This window comes from Cupriavidus metallidurans CH34 (assembly GCF_000196015.1).
GTDB classification, from domain to species: Bacteria; Pseudomonadota; Gammaproteobacteria; order Burkholderiales; family Burkholderiaceae; genus Cupriavidus; species Cupriavidus metallidurans.
Genome location: NC_007974.2, coordinates 290,856 through 314,848 on the forward strand (window position 1 = coordinate 290,856; position 23,993 = coordinate 314,848).

At 59.2% G+C, this 23,993-nt stretch carries 25 protein-coding genes and 1 pseudogene; 16 read left to right on the forward strand and 10 right to left on the reverse strand.

From position 1 onward, the window contains the following. Window positions 1-34 precede the first annotated feature (34 nt). Window positions 35-1,114: a helix-turn-helix transcriptional regulator gene (locus tag RMET_RS19465; protein ID WP_011518266.1), complete on the reverse strand. Its 1,080-nt coding sequence runs from the start codon at window positions 1,112-1,114 to the stop codon at window positions 35-37. A gap of 327 nt (window positions 1,115-1,441) precedes the next feature. Here RMET_RS19465 and RMET_RS19470 point away from each other — a divergent pair, with 327 nt between their 5' ends. The 7 genes from RMET_RS19470 to RMET_RS19495 all read left to right on the forward strand — a co-directional run bounded on the left by RMET_RS19470 (window position 1,442) and on the right by RMET_RS19495 (window position 6,749). Next, the gene (locus RMET_RS19470; protein WP_231138533.1) at window positions 1,442-1,795 is read left to right on the forward strand and encodes an SHOCT domain-containing protein; all 354 of its coding nucleotides are present in this window, start codon (window positions 1,442-1,444) and stop codon (window positions 1,793-1,795) included. 19 nt (window positions 1,796-1,814) lie between these two features. Next, a complete protein-coding gene (locus RMET_RS19475) occupies window positions 1,815-2,921 on the forward strand; it encodes a hypothetical protein (protein WP_011518269.1) in 1,107 nt (368 codons plus the stop codon). A gap of 58 nt (window positions 2,922-2,979) precedes the next feature. Beyond that, window positions 2,980-4,605 carry a hypothetical protein gene (locus RMET_RS19480; RefSeq protein WP_011518270.1) on the forward strand — a complete coding sequence of 542 codons (1,626 nt, stop codon included), beginning with the start codon at window positions 2,980-2,982 and terminating at the stop codon, window positions 4,603-4,605. Continuing rightward, on the forward strand, window positions 4,581-4,883 hold the full coding sequence (locus RMET_RS32505) for a YkgJ family cysteine cluster protein (protein WP_080710317.1): 303 nt from the start codon (window positions 4,581-4,583) through the stop codon (window positions 4,881-4,883). Before RMET_RS19480 ends, RMET_RS32505 begins: the two co-directional genes overlap by 25 nt. 589 nt (window positions 4,884-5,472) lie before the next feature. Next, on the forward strand, window positions 5,473-5,775 hold the full coding sequence (locus tag RMET_RS19485) for a hypothetical protein (protein WP_011518271.1): 303 nt from the start codon (window positions 5,473-5,475) through the stop codon (window positions 5,773-5,775). A gap of 335 nt (window positions 5,776-6,110) precedes the next feature. After that, window positions 6,111-6,428: a hypothetical protein gene (locus RMET_RS19490; RefSeq protein WP_008641189.1), complete on the forward strand. Its 318-nt coding sequence runs from the start codon at window positions 6,111-6,113 to the stop codon at window positions 6,426-6,428. 69 nt (window positions 6,429-6,497) lie between these two features. Further along, entirely contained in the window at window positions 6,498-6,749 is a 252-nt protein-coding gene (locus RMET_RS19495) for a DUF1488 family protein (RefSeq protein ID WP_008641190.1), read from the forward strand. 83 nt (window positions 6,750-6,832) lie between these two features. Here RMET_RS19495 and RMET_RS19500 read toward each other — a convergent pair whose 3' ends face one another. Further along, on the reverse strand, window positions 6,833-7,456 hold the full coding sequence (locus RMET_RS19500) for a RidA family protein (RefSeq protein WP_011518273.1): 624 nt from the start codon (window positions 7,454-7,456) through the stop codon (window positions 6,833-6,835). Window positions 7,457-8,353: 897 nt separating this feature from the next. Between RMET_RS19500 and RMET_RS19505 the strand changes: the two genes are divergently transcribed. Both RMET_RS19505 and glsA read left to right on the forward strand, forming a co-directional pair. After that, window positions 8,354-8,806 carry a PH domain-containing protein gene (locus RMET_RS19505; RefSeq protein ID WP_080710318.1) on the forward strand — a complete coding sequence of 151 codons (453 nt, stop codon included), beginning with the start codon at window positions 8,354-8,356 and terminating at the stop codon, window positions 8,804-8,806. A gap of 88 nt (window positions 8,807-8,894) precedes the next feature. Next, a complete protein-coding gene (glsA, locus tag RMET_RS19510; RefSeq protein WP_011518277.1) occupies window positions 8,895-9,893 on the forward strand; it encodes a glutaminase A in 999 nt (332 codons plus the stop codon). Window positions 9,894-10,343: 450 nt separating this feature from the next. Here glsA and RMET_RS19515 read toward each other — a convergent pair whose 3' ends face one another. The 8 genes from RMET_RS19515 to alkB form a co-directional block, all read right to left on the reverse strand. After that, the gene (locus RMET_RS19515; RefSeq protein WP_029309692.1) at window positions 10,344-10,682 is read right to left on the reverse strand and encodes a hypothetical protein; all 339 of its coding nucleotides are present in this window, start codon (window positions 10,680-10,682) and stop codon (window positions 10,344-10,346) included. Window positions 10,683-11,327: 645 nt separating this feature from the next. After that, window positions 11,328-11,636, reverse strand: a complete 309-nt coding sequence (locus RMET_RS19520; RefSeq protein WP_035820196.1) for an Ada metal-binding domain-containing protein — start codon at window positions 11,634-11,636, stop codon at window positions 11,328-11,330. Between the two features lie 19 nt (window positions 11,637-11,655). After that, window positions 11,656-12,360, reverse strand: a complete 705-nt coding sequence (locus tag RMET_RS19525; protein ID WP_011518281.1) for a 2OG-Fe(II) oxygenase — start codon at window positions 12,358-12,360, stop codon at window positions 11,656-11,658. 14 nt (window positions 12,361-12,374) lie between these two features. Next, a complete protein-coding gene (gene ada / locus RMET_RS19530; RefSeq protein ID WP_011518282.1) occupies window positions 12,375-13,439 on the reverse strand; it encodes a bifunctional DNA-binding transcriptional regulator/O6-methylguanine-DNA methyltransferase Ada in 1,065 nt (354 codons plus the stop codon). 83 nt (window positions 13,440-13,522) lie between these two features. Beyond that, window positions 13,523-14,179 carry a DNA-3-methyladenine glycosylase family protein gene (locus RMET_RS19535; RefSeq protein ID WP_011518283.1) on the reverse strand — a complete coding sequence of 219 codons (657 nt, stop codon included), beginning with the start codon at window positions 14,177-14,179 and terminating at the stop codon, window positions 13,523-13,525. Between the two features lie 2 nt (window positions 14,180-14,181). Then, a complete protein-coding gene (locus tag RMET_RS19540) occupies window positions 14,182-14,733 on the reverse strand; it encodes a methylated-DNA--[protein]-cysteine S-methyltransferase (RefSeq protein ID WP_011518284.1) in 552 nt (183 codons plus the stop codon). A gap of 48 nt (window positions 14,734-14,781) precedes the next feature. Continuing rightward, the gene (locus RMET_RS19545) at window positions 14,782-14,973 is read right to left on the reverse strand and encodes a hypothetical protein (RefSeq protein ID WP_011518285.1); all 192 of its coding nucleotides are present in this window, start codon (window positions 14,971-14,973) and stop codon (window positions 14,782-14,784) included. Window positions 14,974-15,057: 84 nt separating this feature from the next. Further along, complete coding sequence (gene alkB, locus RMET_RS19550; RefSeq protein ID WP_029309694.1) at window positions 15,058-15,702, reverse strand: DNA oxidative demethylase AlkB; 645 nt, start codon at window positions 15,700-15,702, stop codon at window positions 15,058-15,060. A gap of 114 nt (window positions 15,703-15,816) precedes the next feature. Here alkB and RMET_RS19560 point away from each other — a divergent pair. The 7 genes and pseudogenes from RMET_RS19560 to RMET_RS19585 all read left to right on the forward strand — a co-directional run bounded on the left by RMET_RS19560 (window position 15,817) and on the right by RMET_RS19585 (window position 23,983). After that, window positions 15,817-17,003 (forward strand): IS3-like element ISRme13 family transposase gene (locus tag RMET_RS19560; RefSeq protein ID WP_085960481.1). Its coding sequence is split into 2 segments (ribosomal slippage): window positions 15,817-16,072 and window positions 16,072-17,003, totalling 1,188 coding nucleotides; the frame shifts between segments, so codons are not numbered across the junction. 88 nt (window positions 17,004-17,091) lie between these two features. Next, window positions 17,092-17,358 carry a hypothetical protein gene (locus RMET_RS19565; RefSeq protein ID WP_029309798.1) on the forward strand — a complete coding sequence of 89 codons (267 nt, stop codon included), beginning with the start codon at window positions 17,092-17,094 and terminating at the stop codon, window positions 17,356-17,358. Between the two features lie 8 nt (window positions 17,359-17,366). Beyond that, window positions 17,367-17,816 (forward strand): annotated as a pseudogene (locus RMET_RS34540) (TniQ family protein); the annotation flags it as partial. A gap of 120 nt (window positions 17,817-17,936) precedes the next feature. Continuing rightward, a complete protein-coding gene (locus RMET_RS34220) occupies window positions 17,937-18,662 on the forward strand; it encodes a TnsD family Tn7-like transposition protein (protein ID WP_231138532.1) in 726 nt (241 codons plus the stop codon). Beyond that, on the forward strand, window positions 18,659-20,374 hold the full coding sequence (locus tag RMET_RS19575) for a TnsD family Tn7-like transposition protein (protein ID WP_011518289.1): 1,716 nt from the start codon (window positions 18,659-18,661) through the stop codon (window positions 20,372-20,374). Before RMET_RS34220 ends, RMET_RS19575 begins: the two co-directional genes overlap by 4 nt. Window positions 20,375-21,048: 674 nt before the next feature. Next, on the forward strand, window positions 21,049-22,236 hold the full coding sequence (locus RMET_RS19580; protein WP_011518292.1) for a hypothetical protein: 1,188 nt from the start codon (window positions 21,049-21,051) through the stop codon (window positions 22,234-22,236). A gap of 43 nt (window positions 22,237-22,279) precedes the next feature. After that, a complete protein-coding gene (locus RMET_RS19585) occupies window positions 22,280-23,983 on the forward strand; it encodes an AMP-binding protein (protein ID WP_011518293.1) in 1,704 nt (567 codons plus the stop codon). The last annotated feature ends 10 nt before the right edge of the window (window positions 23,984-23,993 follow it).

Here is a 23,993-nt window from a genome sequence, read left to right on the forward strand (position 1 = left end):
TGCTCCATAGTGAGAACGATCCAAATGGTAGGGACTAATGTGGGCCGGTGGTGTCCAGATTCTCGACGGGCGCTGAACCATGCTCATAGCGCGACAAAGCGCGCTTCAAATGAGCAATCATGCCTTCACGCATATCTGGCGGCGCGACGATTTCCACGGTGGTGCTCTTTTCCAACAGCAGATTGGTTAGCGGTACCGAAGGCACCACCGTCGCCACCAGCAGGAAGCCGCCATCCTCTTCTACAATGGTCTGATCATCACTCAGATGCAATGAGCGGAAAGCGTGTTCAATCCGCTTGGCATCAATCATCTCGTTGACTCGCAGAACAAGCTGGACCGGCTTGCCTGCAAAGAATTCCATGCTCTTATCCTTCCGGATATAGGCGTCGAGATTGAATGTTCGGTCGCGGGTCAGATCGATGCCAGCGGGCCTGGCATCGATGATGCGGTCCATTCGTAGTGAAAACATTGAACCCTCGGCCGTGCGGCGCTTGTTCTTGACGATCAGATACCAAAGCGGTCCTTTCTCGATCAAGGCATGGGGGAGCGCGCGATATTGCTTGGGCGCTGACTCGCGCGATGTCCGATAGGTGATATCAAGCGACTCATCGTTGTAGAGCGCGTGACCGACGATCTGAAACAGCTCATCTTTGATCGCGGGCGCGACGAGCGGATAGCCCGCATGAAGCCGAGCGGTCTTGTCCAGCCAGAGGCGCGCGGCCGCTAGATTCGACGCGGTGGGATGCTCGTCGAGGACGTGCGCTGCCGCGATGAAGTCGGCCTCCAATGCTCCGACAACGCTGGCGGGAAGATGGCGGTAAGCGAGGTGCCGCAGTGTCAGGAGCGCGATGGCCTCGTTGACAGACGGTCGGCGCCCGCCAGGCGTTGGCGACAACGCCTTCCAGACGCGTCCCTTCGTTGCGCCATCCGATTTCGCGAAACCGCAGGTCTCGAGCTCAGAAAGGGCGCGTCGGATCGTTCGTCTGTCTGCGTGTCCTTCGAGCGCGCTTTGCAACTCGCCAGAAGGATATCCGTCGGGGCGGCTCGCCATCAGTTCGAGGGTAGTGATTGCGAGATCGCTGAGTGGCTGCGCGTGGGTGCTGTTCCTCTTCATGGCGGGGCGTTCACTGAGTGTGGATGCAATGCTAACAATATGGACACCATCTGACCAGATTGACGAATAGCATCAAGGTCAACTCGATATTTGGTGCCCTGTTGGCCCAACTATCCCGCCATTCCAAAGAGGGGTATCGAGTATCGGGTAATGGGTCGATATGCCATCTGGACAGGGATCATTCCCAAAGTCGGCTGGGTGAAGGAAGGGCAGGTGCTTTCTTTCGCTTCAAGAACAAGGCTGGCGACCAGGGGCTCGAATTACTACTTATCAAAGAACAGAAAGTAGGACGATTGCTTCTCTGGCAAGGGATTGCGCGTGATGCGAATGATCATGTTTCTGTTAGGCCTGTTTGCGATTGTCTGCGTGCTGTATGGCATTTCAGCGGGCGTGCAGACCATCCAACGTGGGCTTGCGCGGCTGCTCAACAATGGGCGAAACGATGAGGCGCCGGCGGTATTGCCTGCGCCCATTACGTCGGAGACCCCCGAGTCCGGGAGCGCGAAGGAGCCGGCTCCTTCGTGTCAGGGCTATATCGGCGAGCTGCGCGAGCTCTATGAACTACACAAGCAAGGTGCGCTTAGCAACGAGGAGTTTCAAGACTGGAAGCACCACCTGCTGAGCGCCATGCGCTCAATGCCAAGTGTCCGCGGAAGCGGACATTTCCGTGATACCACCTAAACCTGAAAGGTCCCAAATCATGCCTCTGCCATTCATCATCGGCGCCGCCGCACTTGTCACCGCCGCTTATGGTGCCAAGAAAGGCTATGACGGCTATCAAAAGCACTCAGAAGCTGACGAGATCGTCAAGGATGCTCAGGCCCGTTACGAACGCAGAAAATCTGCGGTTGACGCCCAGGAAGAGAAAACGACGCTCGCGCTCGACCTGTTGGGCAAGAAAGAGTTGGAAATCGGCAAGAGCATTGGCGAGTTCAAGACTCTGGCCGACAAGCTCCTGCAGCAGCTCAATGCCGGACGGGACAACAAGCTGAACATCAGCATTCCCAAGCATGAGCTCCAAAAGATCGAAAACTACAGCATCACAGCTATCAGTGTATTGGGCACGGCGGTTGGGGCGGGTGCTGCAGGTGCTGCTGTGGGCTTCGCCGTCTATGGCGGTGTCATGGCGCTAGGTGCAGCTTCCACCGGAACTGCCATCTCGGCGCTATCTGGTGTGGCTGCCACCAATGCCACCCTGGCGGCCTTGGGCGGCGGCGCGCTGTCGGCGGGCGGCTTGGGTATGGCCGGCGGCACGGTCATTCTGGGCGCAGCCGTGGCAGCGCCGGTGCTCGCCATTGCTGGCTGGGCTTACGATAGTCACGGCGAGGAAGCCCTCATAAATGCCCGCAAGGCCAACGATGAAGTCAGCCGTGCCGTTGAAAAGCTGATGAAAGCCAGCGAGCAGCTTGCGAAGACTGAAGTCTATGCTCGCAAGATCAAGAGTGAACTGACCACGATTTCTGGGCAGTTCCAGCAGTATTTCGACACCCTCAAGGGCATCAACCGCTTTATTGATGACATCAAGGGCCGGAACGTCGACGTAGGCGCCGAGATCGAGAAACTTGGCGACGATGTTCTCCGGGTCATCGAGAACGGTTTTGCGCTGGCGGCAATTCTGGTGAATCTCATCATCGTTCCAATTTTCAGACCTGCAAAGAGCAATGGCAAGGTCGTGCATAACAAGGACGGTGTGCCCGAAATGGAGAAGGATGCCGATGGTTCCATGATCCTCAACGATGCCGAACTGGATCTGGCTTTGCGCCGGGCCGAGTCTCAGGCAGGAAACATCGAGGCGGTTCGTTCCTGAATTGCGTGCGCCGCGATTGGCGCGGCACACGATTCGTTCATCTCAATCACAAGAAAACATGTCCACCGCAGTCGCCAACTACCCTTGGGCCGAAGAGCTCGAGAAAACCGTGGTCAACAGTCTGGTCACCACGTTTGGTTTGGATTTCCTTCTGTTCAAGGACAAGGTTGGCGGCGACGTGGACACAGTCCATAACGTGCGTCAGGGCATCTGGGGCACGGAAAAGGAACAGCAAGCCTACGAGCAGCGCGGGGCTTACGATGGCACGGCGTATCACACGCATCCGAATTACATATCGACCGGCAAAAAAGACAAGGCCCTGCATCAAACTGGGCAACTGAACGATGCCTATCGCGGTCAGGTCATGGCAATGGACGAGCAACGCAATCTCGACCATATTATTTCTGCCAAGGAAATCCACGACGACGCTGGCCGGGTGTTGGCAGAACTCGACGGCGTGGAGTTGGCCAACCAGGGCAGTAACCTGCAAACGACGCTGGAAACGATTAACAAGTCCAAGAAACAATCCCCCATCGATGACTATCTGAAGAATCTTCCCAGGCTCGTCGAAGGTCATGAAAAGGACTTGGCCAGAAAGCAGGAGAAACTACGCAACCTGCCGCGCGAAACCCCCGAGCAGCGGCACAAGGCGGAAGCTCTCGAAGAAAAAGTCAGAAAGGCACAGAAGAAGATAGAGGGACTCAAGTCTATCGATGCCGAGGCAATGCGGAAGAAAGATCAACAGGCTCGAAAGAAGTACGATGGAGCAATCGATCGTGCCTATTACGGTGGCAGCAAGTTCATGCAGCAAACCGGCTTTGCTGCGGGTCTTTCTGGCTTCAAGATGGGCACTCGCCAAATGCTTGGGTTGGTCATGGCGGAGGTCTGGTTCGAGCTACGCGCGCAAGTTCCGATTATTCTGGACACCCTTAAAAGACAGTTCAGCTTCGAGAAGTTCGTCGAAGACATCCAGAGCACCTTTCGGGGTATCTGGCGTCGTATTCGGTTGCGCTTCAAGGACTTCCTGACCAGCTTCAAGGACGGCATTTTTGGTGGCATCGTATCGAGCCTGACGACCACGGTTTTCAACATCTTTGCCACCACACAGAAGGCAACGATCAAAATCATTCGGGAGATCTGGGGACAGTTGTGCAAGGCGTTCAAGCTGGTCTTCTTCAACCCTGAGAAGCTGGGTTTTGCTGATCTGTGCAAAGCCGTCATGGGCGTCCTGTCGGCGGCCGCAGGCGTGACGGTGGGCTCGATCGCCCATGCGCAATTACTGCCGTTGTGCAGTTTTCCATTTGGCGCTGAACTGGCGTCGTTTGTGGGCGCTTTGGTAACCGGCTTGGCAACGCTTGGGTTCACGTACGTCTTGTTGCATGGCAGCGTGGCGCAACGGGCTTGGGCCTATCTCGAATCCATGATGCCGCATGCGGATACGGTGAAGAAGTACCAAGCCATCAATGCCGAGCTGGATGGCTACCTGACCGAGTTGGCGCGTCAGGAATTCAACATGGACACCGACGAGTTGGCAGCGTTTTCGCGCGACTTGTCCGCTTGTAACGATGAAATGCAGCGCGGTCTCGTTCTGAAAGATGAAATCGCCAGGCAGGGCATTGAGTTGCCCTATGAAATGGGCAGCGCGACGAGCACACGTAAATGGCTAGCGTCCCTGGCGAAGTGAACGCACCGATTTCGCGCGCATTTCCCTGTACGCAGTGCGGGCGTTGCTGTGAGAACGTTCATCTATCCGACGAAACACTCTTCCTGGATCGTGGTGACGGAACGTGCAGGCACTACCAGGCAGCGAGCAAAGCCTGTTCCATCTACAGCGAACGCCCGGACATTTGCCGGGTAGATCGGATGTATGTATTGCGATACGCGAGCCTGCACACTTGGGAAGAGTTCATTGCCTTGAATCTACGCGCGTGCGACCAACTCCAATCGGCGTCCAGGCAATAGTTACTGCTTGGAGCGAGATTCGCACACGGTGTACGGTGGTTTCTTACGCCTGCTTCTGGCGGGCAAGCGCCTGTCGAATCCTAGTTCCGCTACGCCGGTCCCAGGAGGTCGGCGCCGCCCCTGAACTGCCAATCGACCCAGTGCAAACACAATGGCGGCTTTCAAGGCAGAGCGGCCTCCGGTTCGCCACGGTTGTCATACGGTACGTTAAGGAGGGAGGAAGGTCAGGTTGCGGGGCCGATTGATTCGCTTCTTCGCCGGTCGCGCAGTTGTTCTCCCCGGTGGAATAAAAGCACTCCTCGCCTCACCAGTAGAGTACAGTGGCTAATGGAAGCCGTAACGGCAACGGAGCCTGCCCGACGGGGGCACAGGCCAGACCGATTGTTAACGCCGTTGTGTTGATCTGTCGCGAAGACGGACCTCGCCGGAGGTGAGCACGTTGTGCTTCGCTATGCCGAGGACATCATCAACGGCGCAATTCTCGGCCAATCCGTTGTTTCACTTTGAGCGTTGTTGTCGTCAACAGGCATTCTCAACACAGCCCATGACGTAACTGGGCAACAGCGGCGCCACGCCGCATGGAGCAGTCGTGAGCATTGCCAGTATCAGTAACGCCCCACCCTTCGCCTTCTACAAGGGCTTCGACCTCTATCCTCTGGTCTACAAGAACCAGCCTGTTCAGACCTGGCCGCGAGTCAAGCCGGACGGCAGGTTCAATGCGTCGATCGTCATCTGCCGGGCAGGGTATCGCCCCGGTAGCGAACATACCCGCGTTTTCCGGCTTGAAAATGCGCTTTGGGAGAACATCGGTACCGCGCGTAGGGGAGCGGTGCAGTTTGGCGAAGACATCATCAACGGACTGGTAGCGGGCGAATCCGTTGTTTCTCTCTAGCGTCAAGAGAATCATCCTGCTGGCGCTTCCAAGCGCGTATGCTGGTACTGCCGCACCTTGGCAAGCAAGGTAATCAGGAGCAATACCATGGCTAAGAGTCAACTACGCAGCACTCGCGAAGCGAAAAAACCCAAGCAGCCCAAGAAGCCAGCCGTGCCGGGAACCCCATTTGGCACGACGCATTCGCGCGTTGGGAACGAAGGTGTCGCCAAGAGGAAGACGTAAATCACTGTGCCGCGGACACGCGGCACAGTGATCATGCGTAACTTGTAACGTACACCGCAGGGCGTCGATATCTCTATATTGCGGGCGCACACCGCTTCGGGAGGCGCATCATGATCCATCACAACACTGACCCTACTTTCCGGGGGCTGCCGCTCACCGCCGAGCAAGACTCGGAAATCCGTCACTACCTGAACAGGAAGAGCAGGCTGGGCAAGCCATGGAATACGCCGGAGTTGCGGGGGATGCTTGAGGATATGCTGCTGCCGCCAAGTACCGAGGATGACAGCCAGACCGACATCCCACGCGACGCATTAGCCGCAGCAGAGCGCGCAGCCGCGTTCGTGGATCAGGACATGGAGCCAGTCGAGGCATATGAGGAATTGCATGCCGCGATGGAAGCCGAGAGCATGAAACGCGATACGCATTAGTTGGGGCGCATCGCGGTGGTAGTGTGCGCGCAACGCGGTTAATCAAAGGCGTTGGACACAGGACGACACATGACACTTACCTTTCCCAATCCAAGCCGCACCTATGATGAGGCCAAGCGTGGCGTGTGGTTCTGGGGTTATGACAACACAGGCGAGATTACCTTCCTGGTGGAGGATCGCGTACTGATGAGTTTCGACCCCGCTCTCGGTTCCGGTGAAGCGAGGATGCTGGACTCCTTCGACCGGCATCGCGATGAGATCCTGCAGATCGCCATGGACCTCTATGCCAAGGGGCGACAGACTCTCTACACGCTGCACTGACGGAGGGGAGGATGGCGTCATTCGTCGCCTCCACGGAGTGTGCAGTCGACTGGTTGAATCCGCAGCGTTCCCCGATTGACCAATTACACGGCGCGCGTTGCAGCAACAGCCTTGATTTCGACGAATAGCGTCGGCCTGGCCAACGCGGCCACGCCCAGTATCGTCCAGACCGGTGCATCCGCTTTGATGTATCGGTCCTTGATCTCACGGAACGCCGTGAGTTGCTTGTCGACATCTACGTGATAGCTGACCAGCTCAACCAGATCCTCAAATCCAAGGCCAGCCGCCTGCAGAATCGCGCGCAGCCTCTGGAACGCGAGATCGATCTGCTCCTCCACAGTCTCGGGCACGGTCCCGTCTGCGCGAATGCCAATTTGGCCAGCGATGAATAGCAGGCCACCTGCCGCAACAGCCGGCGCGTAGTTGAAAGTCTTGAAAACTTGGGTGCTGCCGAGAACGGGGTGCGGATCCGCAAGGGTGATTGTCGTCTTGGATTGCATGATGTGTACCTTGAAGATGTGGGAACCGGTGAGCGGGCCGCGCCGAACCTGACCCTGCTCCCAGGATTCGAACAGCGCCTTGAAATTGCCTTCGCCAAAGCCGTCCTCACCGCGTCGCTCGATGCAATGCACTGTGATCGCTGGCGTTTTCAAGGCCCAGTGTGGGCTTGTTACGCCTAACTCCAGCCGCATCTCACGCACGACCATGGGGATGCCGTGTGAATCAAGTGCCTCGGGCTCGAGGGTGGGCGTGTGCCGTCAGCGTTGAATGTTAGCGCGCGACAAGCTGCGCCTGTTGGTATGTGATCGCATTGCAATGATCTGAAGGCGGCGCCTGGCTGCCGAGGGGCATCGCGCTAATGCCTTGAACTTCGAGAGGCTATCTCCTGCGCACGCAGCGTTCGCCGAACTGGCGACGAAGCGTCGGGAGCGCATACGACGCTGACGGCGACCTGCTGATCCGGACTCTGCATCCAGAAGTTGTGGCGGTTTCCACGGTTTCCCTGCGCTTATGCCCGGGTAATATTTGTTTCGCGCGGACTGGAGGGCACTGTTCCTTCGTTACGGCGTGAGCCCTCTGGCAAAGTCCACGATCGCAATCTGGTCCGCTAGCGATGCATCGCCGATCACGGCAGCCCAGCAAGCCTCCGACCCGTGCGCGGTTCGCCATTTGTGAGGCCGTCGCGTCAGCAACTGCAGATCAAACTCCTCCGTCACGCCGATCGCGCCGTGCAGGGCGGCGCAAGCTTGCCTGGCGAGACGGTCGGCGTGTACGGCAGCTTGTAAGACTGTTCGTAAGGCTGCTTGTGCGGCACGCCCGTTTCGGGGGGCAGGTCTTGTTGGATGGGCTCGTCGTTTTCTTCTTCGAGGTGGTGGAGCCTAGTGGCATTTGCGACCAACGTGCAGATGGCTTCACCCCTTTCGGCTGCACGGTACTCGGTAGTGTGGATGCCAGGGCACTCTTGTCGCCAACTGGCGCCGAATGCAAAGTCGGGGGCGGCTCAGGAAAAGTCGTGCGCCCGCGTTACGCCTACTTTCGGAGTGAGTTCTGCAGGCGCTGGAACTTCGCGCGTCGCAGCCCCCTTCTGAAACTACGGAGTTCAAATGTCCAACGAAGCGCTCTTGTGGTCTGGACGCCCGTCGCAGGCCGCTAACCTTCCTGTCTTTGTGCTTTGCGTCGTAATGTGCTTCATACCGTTTCTCATACCTGCGGCCGTCATCATCGCAGCGCTCAGTTACCTGAGAATTCAGACGACCAGGATAGAGGTAACCACTAAGCGCGTGACGGTACGTAGTGGCATCATGTCCATGAAACTCGATGAAGTGGAGTTGTCCCTTGTGCGCGACATTCAACTGACGCAGCCGTTGCTCCTGTGGCTGCTAAAACTGGCCAACATAGCAATTGTGAGTTCGAATGGCGCTTCGCCGGACATCCACTTGCATGGCATCCCGAACGCCTATGTGTTGCGTGAAAAGATTCGGCGCTGCGTGGAGAATCATAGGGATTCCAAGGGCGTTCGCGATTCTGAGAGCCGCCACCTGGTGGCGCACGCCTGACACAGGGAAGTGTTAATAGGGGAGGAGACATGATCAATCCGGGACTTATTCAGCCCACCCGCTTCATCCCATATCGGTTGGCCAAGGCATGAACTCGTCATCCACTCCAACAGCACGTTTCGTCTCCACTGGCACGCTGCCCGGGCCGGAGGAGATCCGCTCGCTGGTCGAAGCGGCCTATGAGAACTTTCGGGAGGAAGCGGGCGGAAAACTGGCTGACTACATCCCGGCCCTGGCCGAGGCGGACCCGTCCGCCTTTGGCATCTGTGTCGCCAATACTCGGGGCCACGCGTTCATGGTCGGCGAGGCGGCTGAGACTTTCTCGATCCAGAGCGTGTCCAAGCCATTTGTGTTCGCACTGGTATGCGAGGCCCTCGGGGCGGCCGAAGCCGCAACGCGGCTCGGTGTAGACGCTACAGGGCTGCCTTTCAACTCCATCATGGCGATGGAACTGCGCACCGACGGCACCAGCAATCCGTTGGTCAATGCCGGCGCTATCGCTGCCACTAGCCTGATACCCGGCTTTGGTGCAGATGACCGCTGGCACCACGTTCGCCAGGGTCTGTCTCGCTTCGCGGGCCGCGAGCTGGCGTGCGATGAGCACGTGTACGAGTCCGAGGCGGCCAACAACCAGCGCAACGCCGGATTGGCGCACCTCCTGCGCGGGCACGGGCGTCTCTACTGTGATCCGGATGAGGCGGTTGAGGTCTACACTCGCCAGTGCGCATTGCTGGTCAGTGCGCGGGACCTCGCTCTCATGGGCGCAACCTTGGCCGGCGGCGGTGTCCATCCGCTCACCGGCGAGCAGGTTGTGAGCGCCGCGACTTGCCAGCGAGTACTGGCGGTCATGGCGACGGCAGGGCTTTATGAGCGATCAGGGAGCTGGCTCTACGACGTGGGCCTGCCTGGAAAGAGCGGCGTGAGCGGCGGCATACTAACGATCGCCCCCGGCAAGGGCGCGGTCGCGACCTTTTCGCCGCCACTGGATGCCGCCGGCAACAGCGTGCGCGGGCAGCTTGTCATGCGCTTCCTGTCGGAACGATTGGGGCTGAACCTGTTCATCTCTGCGCCAGCCGCGCACCTGTAGCGCCGCCGACACGGCCTCGAATGGCATGCACTCAACTGCTAACAGATGGCCGGACTCGGCCATGGGGATTTGGTGGGGGGCCGCTTACGACTGCGGATTCAACCAGTCAACGCAACGGGTTGATGGAATCGTTCTGCCGGTGTATCGAAACCTAGTGTCTTTCGAGGGCGTTCATCGAGGTGCCACGTGCTGCCAGGCCGGCGCCGCACTGCCGTGACTCGATGGGAAAAGTTGCCGCCGAACTTGTCGCACCAGCGGCGGGTCGTCTCGTAGCTCACGACCACGCCACGCTCGAACAGCAATTCCTCGATGTCGCGCAGGCTCAGGTGGAAGCGGAAGTATCAGCGTACCGCGCAACTGATGACCACTGCCGGAAAGCGGTGGCCGTGATAGAGCGATGTCTTCTTCATCGCCCCATCTTACGCGACCTCGCCAACGTGACAGTGCCGTCTAGCTGCCCATGAAGAACGGATTACGAACGTCGTACACATGGCCGCCCGGGTTGAACTGCGGATCCTGTCGTACGCCCTGGGGATATGGGTTCACCTGGCTCGTGCCTTGCATTGGCGTCGAGGGATCCATCGGGCTGCTCGGCGTGGCCGAAGGACTGAGGTTGGACTTGGTGCTATCAGTGTTTGCGCCTTGGGTATACGGATCGAACTTCCCTTGGCTATTTGAGTAAGACGGATTCGCCCCCGAATTCGGGGCTTGCGTAGGCTGCGCATGCGCGGCACTCAGCGCCACAATGAATGTGCCGCATGCCACTGCTAGCATTCGATTGTTCTTCATCACATGTACCTCCGACTGCAGGAGTGCAGCCCTTTCAGGGTACAAGATGCGTCAGGAATTTGTAGGGCGCAGATGGTGCCAACTATCTGTGGCGACACATGTGCGGAAAAATTCTATCGAGGCAGCATCGGCTTTGACTTGGCGTAGGCGCGAAGCGCATCGTTCGGCACTGTCACGTTGGCCTATCGAAGTCACCAAAGTTCCGTCTGCCGCATGAAGCGGTGGTTCACTCCTCACCTGATTACGGCCCAAGTGCGCCAACGTGACAACGCCGTCCTGTGGGATTGGCCCTTCGCGAGTTTCGTGCGCCATCTCGCTATTGAGATGAGAAGGCAATGCCGGATTTATCAAAATGGCGTGTCGATACCTTGTGCTCTTGGCGAGGGAGGCCGGGGTGACATAGTGCTTGTCGAGTGTTTTGAGACCACGGAGCGAAAGCGTCGCGTCCGTACGCGCACGCCACTGCAGAAACACGGCCGACGGTGCTCTTTCCATCTGCCGATGGGGCGAGAGCATGCAAAGCGCTTTGCGTGTCAGGGAGCACGCTTCTCGTTGTCTCAGTACAGTCGGCTGCGGCAATACGGGCTTCGGGTAGGTCGTGCGGCATGAGGTTGTCCGCACTAGCGGAGATGGGCAGTCGTGCGCTCATGAGCGTGCCTCCTTTCGGGTATTGCCCGAGGACTTGGTGGGCTGGTTCACTTTCCACGTCGCATATTCCTGGGGCATGCAAATGGCGCACGGTCTGTAGCCGGCGGCGATGGCCGTGGCTTCGTCGGCGAAGAAAACGCGGTGCTTCACGTACCCGCCACGGGCAATCGCCTGCAGCGCAGCGCGGCAATCCATGCGGCCGTATAACTTGCTGTCTCGATGGCCTCCGAAGATGCCGGGCATGGCGCTGGAGTACGGCTTGCCATCCGATCCGATCAGCATGAATGTCTTGTCCAGGGTCGGCATGTGCGGCACCTCTTCTGCATCACGGTGCATCGTGGAACGACAGTTCCAGTCCAATGCGCTCGCCTTTGCGGACGCGGCTGATGGCGTGCTTGAGATTGACGCGATAGTAGCCCTTGGTACCCTTGAAGGGGCGCTCCGCCGTGGTGATGACAGCCACATCGCCGATCCAGAGCGGCAACACTGCCGGGCGCGACTGCATGCGCGGGCGCTGCTCAGTCAACACGAACTCGCCCCCCTGGAAATCGACGCCCGGCTCGGACAGCACGGCGACGATCTGCATGGGAAACACCTGCTCGCCTTCATTGCGCTGATGCAGCAATACATGATCTTCGACGCTGAGCCGACTGAGGTGGGATTGCCCCCGCGTCTGGCCTGCCTTCCGATTGCGCCGCGAGAAGTCTTCCAGTTCGGCCGGATATCGATGATCCACGCCGATGGTTTCGTTCCAACGGTTAGCAACGATGACCAGACGACGATAGAGGGCTGTGCGCCACTGCTCTAGCGGCGCCGGCAGACCCGTGCCGAAGACCAGCAGTTCACCGCGCCCGAGGCCACTGGATGCCAAAGCCACTCGATCGGCACCAGACGCAGAGGTCAGTCGCGCCAGATCGCGCGCCGCATCTGCACCTAACAGGCCAGGCAGCACGGCATAGCCTTCGGCATCGAGTTGCAGGCCGATGTCCACCCAATTCAGGCGATCGAGGGTTGCGTCGAACGCAGTCATGGGACACCTTCCCATCAAACCTGGGTTTCGCGGCGCAGCAGCTCGCGCTTGCGATCCACGCCCCAGCGGTAGCCGGCCAGATCGCCATCACGCCGCACGACGCGGTGGCAGGGAATAGCCACCGCGATGTGATTCGTGGCACACGCCTGGGCGACGGCGCGTACCGCCTTGGGTGAACCGATGCGCTCGGCGATCTCGGCATAGCTCACGGTCGTACCCGGCGGGATCTCGCGCAGCGCGCGCCAGACGCGCTCCTGGAAGGCGGTGCCCTGTACGTCCAACGGCAGGTGCAATCCCATCGCAGGCGCTTCGATAAAGCCCACCACCTGGGCAATCAACTGCTCGAACTCACCGTCGCAGCCGACGATCTCCGCCTTGCGGAATTGGTCTTGGAGGTCGCGCACCAGCTGGTCGGGATCGTCGCCCAGCAGGATTGCACAGATGCCGCGCTGGCTCTGCGCAACCAGAATGGCGCCCAGGGAGCACTGGCCCACGGCGAAGCGGATAACAGCACCGACACCACCGGAGCGATAATCCCGCGCGCGCATGCCCAGCAACTGGTCGGAGGCTTCGTAGAACCGGCTGTTTGAATTGAACCCGCTGTCGTAGATAGCGTTCGTGATGGACGCTTCCGGGCTGCTCAGTTCTTCGCGCAGCTTGCGGGCGCGATAGGCCGAGCTGTAGGCCTTGGGCGTCAAGCCCGTTTCAGCCTTGAAGAGGCGATGGAAGTGAAACGGACTCATGCCGATTGCAGTCGCCAGGTCATCGAGCTGAGGGGGCGTCTCCGATGCTTCAATCATGCGACAGGCTCGGGCCACCAATGCAGCGCGCTCGGCTGCTGCACTGGTCTGGTCACCATGAGCACGGCGGCTGCAGCGGTAGCCCGCAGCCTCGGCGATTTCGGCCGAGTCAAAGAACTCCACGTTCTCGCGCTTGGGCAGCCGAGCCGACGAACTTGGTTGACAGTACACGCCCGTGGTGCGCACGGCGTAAACGAAATGGCCGTCGGCGCCAGCATCGCGTGCCTGTACGGCCGTCCAGCGGTCGTCTTCCGTTTCGTAGGCAATGGTCGTCTTCATCGCAGAAGTCTCGTCATCATCAATCACACAGCCAGAATACGCGGGCTTTCCATCGCAAGCACTCCGATTCTTGCGGCCGATATCTATCGACTGGGCAGGCGCCACAGATACCAGGCGGCCACCGTCCGGAAAGGGCTCCAGGCCTCTCCGATCTCGCGCATCTGACGCGGCGTGGGGGCCCTCTCCAGACCCTTCAGGCGTCCATAACCCTCCCGCACGCCGAAGTCGTCCACTGGCAGGACGTCGGATCGCTCCAGCGAATAGATCAGGAACATTTCGACCGTCCAGCGCCCGACACCTCGCAGGGACGTCAGGCGTTCGATCAGCGCAGTGTCAGGCAGACGCCGGGCCTCTTCGAGGTTCGGCACAAGGCCTTCGACTGTAGCCTGGGCAATCCGCCGAATGGTAGCCAGCTTTTCTGCCGAGAAGCCGCAGGCGCGCTGCAATTCAGGGTCGCTGGCCAGCAACTGCTCTGGCGCCGGAAAAGACACGCCGGGGTAGAGCGCCAGCAGGCGGCCCAGGATTGCATCTCCCGCCCTGGCGTGCAGTTGCTGATAGGCAATGGCCCGCACCAGCGCCTCATAGGGCTCGCGTGCAGGCTTGGCCTCATGGCGACATGGTCCGATGGCGGCAATGTGGAGAGCCCAGTCCTCGTCCAACTCGGACAGGAACTTGACGGCCCGGCGGTAGGCGAGTGGTGACAGGTCGGCGGCAATAGTCTTCGCATGAATTCCGCTCAAGATCAAAACCCCGGCAGCATGGCGGTCTGCGTCTCGGGCTGCATCTTCTTTGCCACCATCGCGTTCTCATGCTCCAGCAGCCAGCGCTTGCGGTGCAGGCCCCAGGCATAGCCCTTGAGGTCGCCATTGCTCGCAATGACGCGGTGGCACGGCACGACGATGGCGATCGGATTGGCGCCATTGGCCGCGCCGATCTCGACGGCCGCGCGCGGGTCGTCGAAACCCAGCGCCTTGGCTAGCTTGCCGTAGGTCGTGGTCGTGCCCACAGGGATGCGGCGCAGCGCGGCCCAGACCCGGCGCTGCAACGCCGAACCAGACGTCGCAGTCCGCAGCACCTTCAGCGCCTCCAGCTCGCCATGGAAGTAGCGGGCCAGTGCATCGGCAATCTCGGCCGGGGCAGGGATCTCAGTCAGTTCCACCTCGCCATAGTGCTCGCGCAGACCGCGATACAGCCGTGACTTGTGGTCGGCGAAGTCGAGCGCACGCACGACCCGCCGCGCATCGGTCACGAGCAGCATGGCACCCAGCGGCGAATCCAGTTGGCTGAGAAACATCTTCACGGTGTACTCCTTCTTGAATGAATCGAATCGCTCGTTCGTGGATCACTTCAGCCGCGTCACGCCGAACTTGCCAAAGAGGTAAGCCTCGCCACCTTTCATATGCAGCTCGGTATCACCGTCATTGTTGATCCGCCATCGCGCTTCGCCGGTATCGACCAACGACTGACAATAGGCTTCGACTTGGCGGCGCGTGTCAGCCAACTGGCCCGGCGGTTCCGCGGAAATCCTGCTCATAGGAAACCTCGGCTGCTACTGTCACTCTAGTGAATCCACCGCGGGAGGAAACTCCGTCTCTTGCGGTTGAATTCCAGGAGCTAGCTAGGCCGCTTTTCGGAAAGTGAAATTGATGCGCTGGCTGCCCAGCAGCGCATGAGGTGCATCCTTGATCGGCATTACGCCGTGGTAGCGCAGACGATCGGCGCCGCCCCACACCACTACGTCCCCGTGGTGGAGCGGTACCTTGATCGTGGGGGCGGTGCGCGCATGACCGCCGAACAGGAACGTAGCCCGCATGCCCAGAGATACCGAAACGATCGGCGTCTCATAGGCTTGCTCGTTCTTGTCCTGGTGCAGCGCAAGTCTGCTGCCAGGCAGGTAGCGATTGAGCAGGCAGGCGTCGGGCTCGAAGTCGTCAAAGCCCGCCTCAGCAGCAGCCTCATTTGCCAGCCGAAAGAATACCTCCGGCATGACCGGCCAGGGCTTTCCCGTATCGGGATCAACGGTGGTGTAGCGATAGCCGCGCCGGTCGGTCGTCCAGCCCAACGCGCCGCAATTCGTTAGCGCCACCGACATGGTGAAACCGCCCGGCGTGACCATATGCCGAAAGGGCGAAGTCGTCTCGATGCCCGCAATGGCAGGCATCAGATCGGGCACATAAGGCAGCGCGAATCCGCGCAGCACCACTGCGGCAGGACCGAGACGGTGTTGCTCCGCAGTTTCCTCAAAGAGTTCGAGCGTTCCCATGCTCACCTTGCATCGTGAAAGATCAGACCCACAGTGTGGCGCTTGCCCATGAGTGAGCTTGCCCCCGCAAAACGAATCCCTTGCTGAGGTTAAACTGAAGCAAGGAGAGATGTGATGACAAGCAAGACAAAGCGGGCGCAGTACACGCTGGAATTCAAGCTGGAAGCGGTACGGCTGGTGAAGAGCGGGCAGAGCATGGCAGTGGTTAGCGCGACCCTGGGCATCAGAGCGCAGACGCTGCATAACTGGGTCAAGGCGGAGCGGGAAGGCAAGCTGACTGGTGCGGGTATGAAGCCGGTCAGCCCGGAGCAGATGGAGCTGGCCCGGCTTCGGGCGGAGGTGGCGCGCTTGAAGATGGAGCGCGATATTTTAAAAAAAGCCGCAGCATACTTTGCGAAGGAGTCGGTGTGAGGTATGCGTTCATCGAGCGAAACCGACGTTACTGGCCGGTCTCGGTCCTGTGTGAGCTGTTAGGGGTCAGCCCCAGCGGCTATCACCAGCGCAAGCAACGCACAGTAAGCACCGACAGGCCAGATAGAGGCCGACTCAGTGACGATGCCTTGTTGGCCCACATCAAGGCGATTCACGCCGGGGTCAAGGGGGAGTACGGCTGGCCGCGCATGTGGAAGGAACTGCTGGCGCGTGGGGTGCGGGTGGGCAAGGAGCGTGTTCGCAAGCTGATGGCGCTGCACGGCATCCGTGCCCGCCACAAGCGCAAGTACATCGCGACAACCAACTCGAACCACGATTTGCCGGTGGCCCCCAATCTGCTGCAACGCGACTTTAGCCCAGCAGCACCCAATCAAGTCTGGACGAGCGACATAACCTATGTGGCGACCGCCGAAGGCTGGCTCTACCTGGTGGTCATCATCGACCTGTTCAGCCGGCAGGTGGTTGGCTGGTCGATGCAACCACACATGAAGGCCGAATTGGTCACGGACGCGCTGCGCATGGCCTGGTTCCGGCGCCGCCCGGAAGCCGGTGTGATTGTGCACACCGACCGGGGAAGCCAGTATTGCAGCCATCTGTTTCAAGACGCCCTGAAGGCGTATGGCATGCGCTCGTCAATGAGCCGCAGGGGCGATTGCTGGGACAACGCGCCGACTGAGAGTCTGTGGGGGTCGTTGAAGGTCGCTCGCCTGCACGGTCGCCAGTTCGCTACCCGCCGCGCCGCAATGGACGAGGTAATTGACTGGCTTGGCTTTTATAATGCCAGCCGACTCCACTCGACGCTGGGCTACGTCAGCCCCATGACGTTCGAGAAAAACTGGTCCGCAGCTCAGCAACACCGGGCTGCCTAATTCCCTCGGTTATGGGATTCGTGGAACAGGGGCAAGGTCAGTCAAGCAAGCCAATGAGAGTGCAATTAGCCGTGTGCAGTTGCGTGAAATGGCTGAGTTGCGAATCAAGAACGAGGCGATCACGGATGCAGTGACATCTTTGCTCATGCTCGGGAAGAAGCAAGACACGGTCGTCAAGAAGCTTCGTGAACTTGCGATGAAGAAGTCTGACGCTGATGCATCTTGGTTGGTGAAGCAGTACTTGGCCTGGGAGAGCGAGGCTCCTGCTGCGTCGGATGCGCAATCGCTCGAAATGCGTGCTGCGCAGGAGATGGAGCAAGACCAGAGGACGCTTATGGGAAGCACTGCCGTATGAACGTCTTCATGTCTCCTGCGTATGACGATGAGCTCGTCTACAACGTGTGTACGAGATACCTGGCGGAGTTTCCGACGGTATCCCGCGAGCGAATCATCACGGACGTCTTCGGTGTGAATATCGTATTGTCGCCCCACCTTCCAAGAAATCTGCACCAGTTCTGTGAGCGGACGGGTCAGGTAATCGCCAAAACGAAGGAGGAGATGTTTTGGTGGCACTCGATGTATCCGTTCATCTGTGCATACCAGACCAGCGAGAGGCGCGCCCAGGCCAGGGATTACGCCTTCTATGGGCGCGCGGTTAGGAGGATGCCAGGGATCCTGGCTGCCATTGAACCGCCGAAATTCCTACGCTGGTGTCCGGATTGCGTGGTTGAGGACCGAGCGCGGCCGGACTGTGGTGAAGCGTACTGGCGACGGACGCATCAGATTCCGGGGGTCTGGCAATGCGATAAGCATGGTACGGACCTGGTCGACTCTCAGGTACCTCGATTCGCGTCCGTGACCTCGGACCACCCTGCAGAGATGATGATACCTCGGAACGTACGTCCCTTCCGCAAGAAGCGTCCATGTTCACCAATGGAAGCCTTGCTGAGGAAGCATCTTGTAGCACTGCTGAAGGCTGGACATTTCGAGGATCGGCCGGAGCATCCGAACTTCAGGGAAGCGGCAGCGCGTGCGGGGTTCGGGCCCACAGTCAAGATTGACTATACCGAGCTGTATGAGGCGTTCTCCGAATACTGGGGTGATGTACTGGAGCGGCTTGATGAACGGTATCGCACAAGACCGGCGGGAGTGAGTTGGTTACACGCCCAGTTCAACGCGAGAGGTCTCATGGGCCAACCGGTTGTTCGGGAGTTGTTTGACATCTTCTTCCGTGATCGGTGCGGTCTCGACGTCTATCAGATGCCTCCCTTGGAATCCTCTTATAAGCGATTTATGCCTGTTTTCTATTGTCCAAATCCGTATGCCGCCCATGGGCGGGGCGAACAAGTCAAACGAGTGACCCGTTGCAAGGACAATCCTGACATCCTGGATATCTCATGCAAGTGCGGCTTCACCGCGATGGTGTCTGCGGCTAGTGCTGGAAAGACGATGACGATGGCCGACGTGATCAAGGTCGGGAAATTTGGACCAACCTGGCCAGAGCAATGTGCGAAGCTGCGGGCCGAGGGCAAGGGCTTGAGTCAGGTAGCAAAGGAGCTCAATCTACCAGAGAACACAGCGCGCTACTTGTGGCGCCAGAGTAAGCCTTTGCTTGCGGCGGATGAGAAGACGCTCAAGAAACAGGAGTCTGCGAAATGAACGTATTCGTATCTCCTCTGTATGAAGATGAGCTGCTGTACAGCCATTGCGTACGGTATCTGTCGGAATTTCCCATGGTTTGGCGCAACAAGCTCATGCTTGATATGTTCGGCGCGGAGTTGCATCTGTCGCCGCATTTGCCGAGGAACCTGCAAGAGTTTTCTGAGCGAACCGCGATATCCCTTTCGATGACAAAGGAAGAAATATTCTGGCGGCACTCAATGTATCCATTCCTTTGCGCGTACTTCCCTGAAAAGTCGCGGACGTTCGCAATGGATTACGCGTACTACGGACATGAGAACAGGCCGATGCTGGCGGTCCTTCGTGGTGTTTTTCCTCCTAGATTCATGCGGTGGTGCCCGGATTGCGTGACAGAGGATCGTGCCCGTCCTGAATGTGGCGAGGCGTACTGGCGCCGGGCCCACCAACTTCCCGGTGTCTGGCAATGTGAGAAACATCGGTGTGACCTTATCGATTCGGCGATTCCGCGGGCTTCGTCGTCGGAACCGTTTCGTGCGGCTGATGTTGTCATTCCGGAGGATGCCCATCGTTTTCGAGCGAAGCGCAACTGCAGCTCGATGGAAGCAATGCTGAGAACGCGTTTGGTAGGGCTACTGAACAGCGGCGACTTTGCGTATCGACCAGAGCATCCCAATTTCAGGGAAGCCGCCGCACGAAGCGGCTTCGAGACGGCTGGGAAGATTGACTATCCGAAGCTGTATGAGGCGTTTTCTGGGTATTGGGGGGATGTGCTCGATCGCATCGATAGTCAACATCTTCGTACGAAAGTCGTCGGCACAGGCTGGCTTCGTCGCCAGTTCACCAAGAAGGAAGTTATCTACCAACCGGTTGGCCGGGAGATGCTTGACATCTTCTTTCAAGACCGATTCGGTATTGATCTCAATGAGCTGCCTATGGAGATACCCGGCCGGCGCCGTCCGCCCGTTTTCTATTGCCCCAATCCGTATGCTGAACATGGGGCAGAGACTCCGGTCAGGAAGTCGATTCGGCGTCCGAGTATGCCTGGCGTGGCAAGCCTTTCGTGCGAGTGCGGATTCACGGCATTGGTGCCGGAGACCAGTGCGGAGCAAGCGATCGGCTTGGCCGACGTTATCAAGGTGACAAGATATGGACCGTCTTGGGTTAAGGAGTGCTTAAAGTTGCGTGCAGAGGGCAAGACGCTGGATGAGGTTGCGGCAGCGCTCGGGGTTAAGTATCAGGCGGCGTTCGACTGGTCGCGCGAAGGGGGGCCGAAATATAGCCCGATGTCTTCAGAGCAGAGCGAAGCTCGCAGGGCAGAATGGGTGGCAATTCTCGAGAAAATCGCGCCCGGCCCGCCGAAGTTGGCGACCAAGAGGTACCCCAGCTTGCACATTCGACTTCTGAGTGAGGACAGGGAGTGGTTTCAAGAGACGATGAAAGCGTATCGACAAAAATACGGTCATTCGCAAAAGAGAGCCAATTGGCCTGCACGCGATGAGGAGTACACAGAGGCCGTTGTAGCGGCGGCAGCAAGATTGCAAAGAATGGACGGAGCGGAATGTCCGACAGTCAGTGCACTATTAAAGGAGGCGGCGCTCGAATTCAGCTACTTCTCAAAGGGTTCCATACGTCACTTTCCCAAAACCATAGCGACTTTGACTCGTCTTAGTGGGAAGCCGTGGAGCACCTTCTCGCCATACCTTGATGGGGGCAAGGAAGCTGAAGGCTAAGTGTTCGATGTAGCGTCGGAGGTCAGGCCGGCGCAGCTGGAAAGGGCCGTTCATGGGAGCGGCCCTTCTGTGGCGTAAGCGTTGAGCATCCCGGAAGCAGTTGGATCGCGGCTGAATTGCGATCCTCCTGGAGGTAGGGCGATGTATGCGTGAAGTCTGCAGGGACAGAGCAAGGGTCGGCCGGTGCCCCGAGCATACATTTGGACAGAACTTTAATGTCTAGGCCCAAACCGGCTTGCAAGGACTTTCGCCTTTTGAGGCGAAAGCGGTGCCTAACAAAATCAATGACTTAGCGGCGCCGATGCAAGGGCTTTGATGTGCAAGTTCAGCCTGATGGGCGGTGACATTAAAGTCTGCACAAGAACTTGACGTCCTCGTACACCTTGAACAAGGGTTGCCCTGCGCAGGGCGCCGTCGTTGGTCGGCGGCACGACTTCTGATCGTTGTCGACTGGACGTGTCGGCTAGGGCGCGTCGTGCGGGTGTGTCGCCTTCGCGCCAGACCTTCCTTTCCGGCGCGGCGCAGTTCGCGAGGTCTCCGGAATTATTTGACAGCATATCAAATAAACACTAGATTATTGAGACGGTCGCATTTACGAAGGAGACAGCGTGAGCGAACAAGACAAGCCGCAAGTGACGGCAGGAATGCGAGGTGCCTCATGGGACGCCCGGCTGATGGATCGCCCCTATCAGATGGTGCCCTATGCATTGGGCACGGCCGATGGGCAGCGCACGCTCGGCTTTCTGTTCAGCCTCACTGGCAAGGAAAAGACGGTTGTATCCCTGATGCACCCGCGCGAAATGGCCATCACCCACTATCTGGTGCCGTTCGTGCTCGATGCCGGATGTGCTTGCTGGGTGCAGGGCCCACGCTCGATCGGCAACGACCTGCGTCTGGAGCATGAGATCGCGCTGTTCGATGTCGCAGCCGGTATGACGCACCTGCGCGATCTTGGTTATGAAAAGATCGTGCTGCTCGGCAATTCGGGCGGCGCGGGGTTGTACACGTTCTACAACCAGCAGTCGTTGACGCCCCGTGAAATGCGTATTGCCCGGACGCCGGGTGGCCGCCCGACGAACCTGGGTGAACTGCATATGCCGGAAGTCGATGCGTTCATCCTTGTGTCGCCCCACCCGGGGCAGGGCAAACTCCTGATGAGCGGCATTGACCCGTCGGTCGCTGATGAAGACGATCCCATGCAGACGGACCCGAGGCTCGATCCGTTTTCAAAGGCCAACGGATTCGATGTGGAATCCGGCAAGGGCAGATACGCGCCCGACTTCATCGAACGATATCGCGCTGCACAGACCGAACGCGTTGCACGCATCGACGCACGCGCCAGGGCAATGCTTCGGGCCAAGCAGGAGGCGCGGCAGAAAGTGAAGGCCGGCGCGGGCACCGATTCCGACCGTCGGCTCGCAGCCCATGCACCGATCTTCGAGGTCTGGCGTACCGACGCCGACCTGCGCTCATGGGACATCTCGCTGGACCCGTCCGACCGCAAGACCGGTTCGCTCTGGGGCAAGGATCCCTTCGTGTCCAACTGGGGAAGTGTGGGTTTCGGACGTGTCGTCACGCCGGAATCCTGGCTCTCCACGTGGTCGGGGCTGTCATCCAACGCGGCGCTGGACAAGACGATCGGCACGTTGCATCAGCCCACGCTGCTGCTCGAATACACCGGCGATCAATGCACGTTTCCGGCGGATATCCAGGCCATCTACGATCAGATCCCGGCGGCGCATAAGCAGCACATTCGTGTGCGCGGCAACCACCACGGCATGGCGTTGAGCCGCGAGGAGGAGCCCGGGCAGCGCATTGCAGGACGTCATATCGTCGAATGGCTGCGGGAATCGATGGCCTGAGCGGCACCGCGGCCGAACTATATAACTACAGAGGTAGACAACGATGCTGCAACCCACCCACGTACGCCCATCCGTGTTGCTCGATGGCGTGCGCTATCCCGATGAAGACCGCCTTCGCCGTTATGTCGGCGACGGTTACCTGACCGGCGAAACGCTGGTTGGCGCCTTCCGTCAATCGTTCCGCGATCACCATGATCGGCTGGCCCTGGTGGGGCCGGAGGGCGAGTTTACCTATCAGGAGTTGGACGAACGGACTGACCGTCTTGGGGCGGCGCTGCTGGCGCTGGGTCTCAGGCCGCTCGACCGTGCGGTCTTTCAATGCGGCAACAGCAATGAACTGCTGTTCGCATTTCTCGGATGCCTGAAGGCCGGCATCATCCCGCTGTGTTCGCTACAGGCATTTCGCAAGCTGGAAGTGAGTTACCTGGGCAACTTGTGCGAGGCACGTCTGCATTTCGTTCAGGGAGATGACCCCAAGTTCGACGACGTGGCGTTTGCCGAGGAGATGCAGGCGGAAGTGCCGAGTCTCCAGTTCATCCTTCAGGCGCGCGGTGAGCGCCGCGGACGAGCCGTATTGCTGGCGGACTTGATCCGCGATATGCCGCTGGCGCGCGCCCAGGCGTTGTTGGCTGAAGTCGACCACGAGCCGTTCCAGGCGGCTGTGTTCCAGTTGTCGGGTGGCACCACCGGTGTGCCGAAAATCATCCCGCGTTTTCAGAACGAGTATCTGTACAACATGCGCGCAGTGGCTGCATGCAACGGATATACCGCTGAAGACGTGCTGTTCTTCCCGACGCCGTACATGCACAACCTCAACATGGGCTGCTTCTTCGGCCCGTTTCTGTTGTGCGGCGCGAAGGTGACGGTAGCCCCGGATATCGGCGAGGAAACGCTGCAGTCTCTCGTTCGCAACTACGAACCGACCTGGTTCGGCGTTGCCGGGCCGATCCTTAGTCGCATCGCGCCGGAACTGCTGCGCGGCACCGCGTCGGACAAGGCGCGACGCAACTTCATTGCCCCGAAGAACGCTGCCAACCTGACGCGCCTGACCGGATCGCCGACACATCATATTTTCGGCATGACCGAAGGCGTGATCATGTTCACGCGCCCGGAAGACCCTTCGGAGATTCGCGAGCAATCGATCGGTTATCCGGTATCCGATGCCGACGAAGTGCGCATCGTCCATCCCGGCACCGAAGACACCGTGGGCGATGGCGAGGTCGGCGAAGCACTGTTTCGGGGGCCGTACACCATCCGCGGCTATTACAAGTCCGAGAAGGAAGACGTTACGCGCTTCACTGCCGACGGCTTCTACCGCTCCGGTGACCTGATGTCCGCTCAAGTGGTCGACGGCAAGCGCTATTACTTCTTCCTCGGGCGGATCAAGGATGTCGTCGATCGCGGTGGCGAAAAGATCAACGCTGAAGAGCTCGAAAACGTCATCAACCAGCACCCGTCGATCCTGGCGTCAGCGGTCGTTGGCATGCCAGACAAGGTCTACGGCGAGCGTGTCTGCGCCTTTGTGCTACTCAAGCCGGCAGCGGCGTCGGGCCTGACACTTCCCGAACTTGCCCAATACCTGCAGGAGGTCGGCCTCGCCAAGTTCAAGTGGCCGGAGAGGCTCGAAGTCATCCCGGAATTTCCGCTGACGGCATCGGGCAAGCTCAGCAAGGTCCTGCTGCGTGACCGCATCGTCCAGATGCTGCGCACCGAAGCGGAAAACGACACTGTCCACCAAGCAAAGTGAAGAAGGAAGA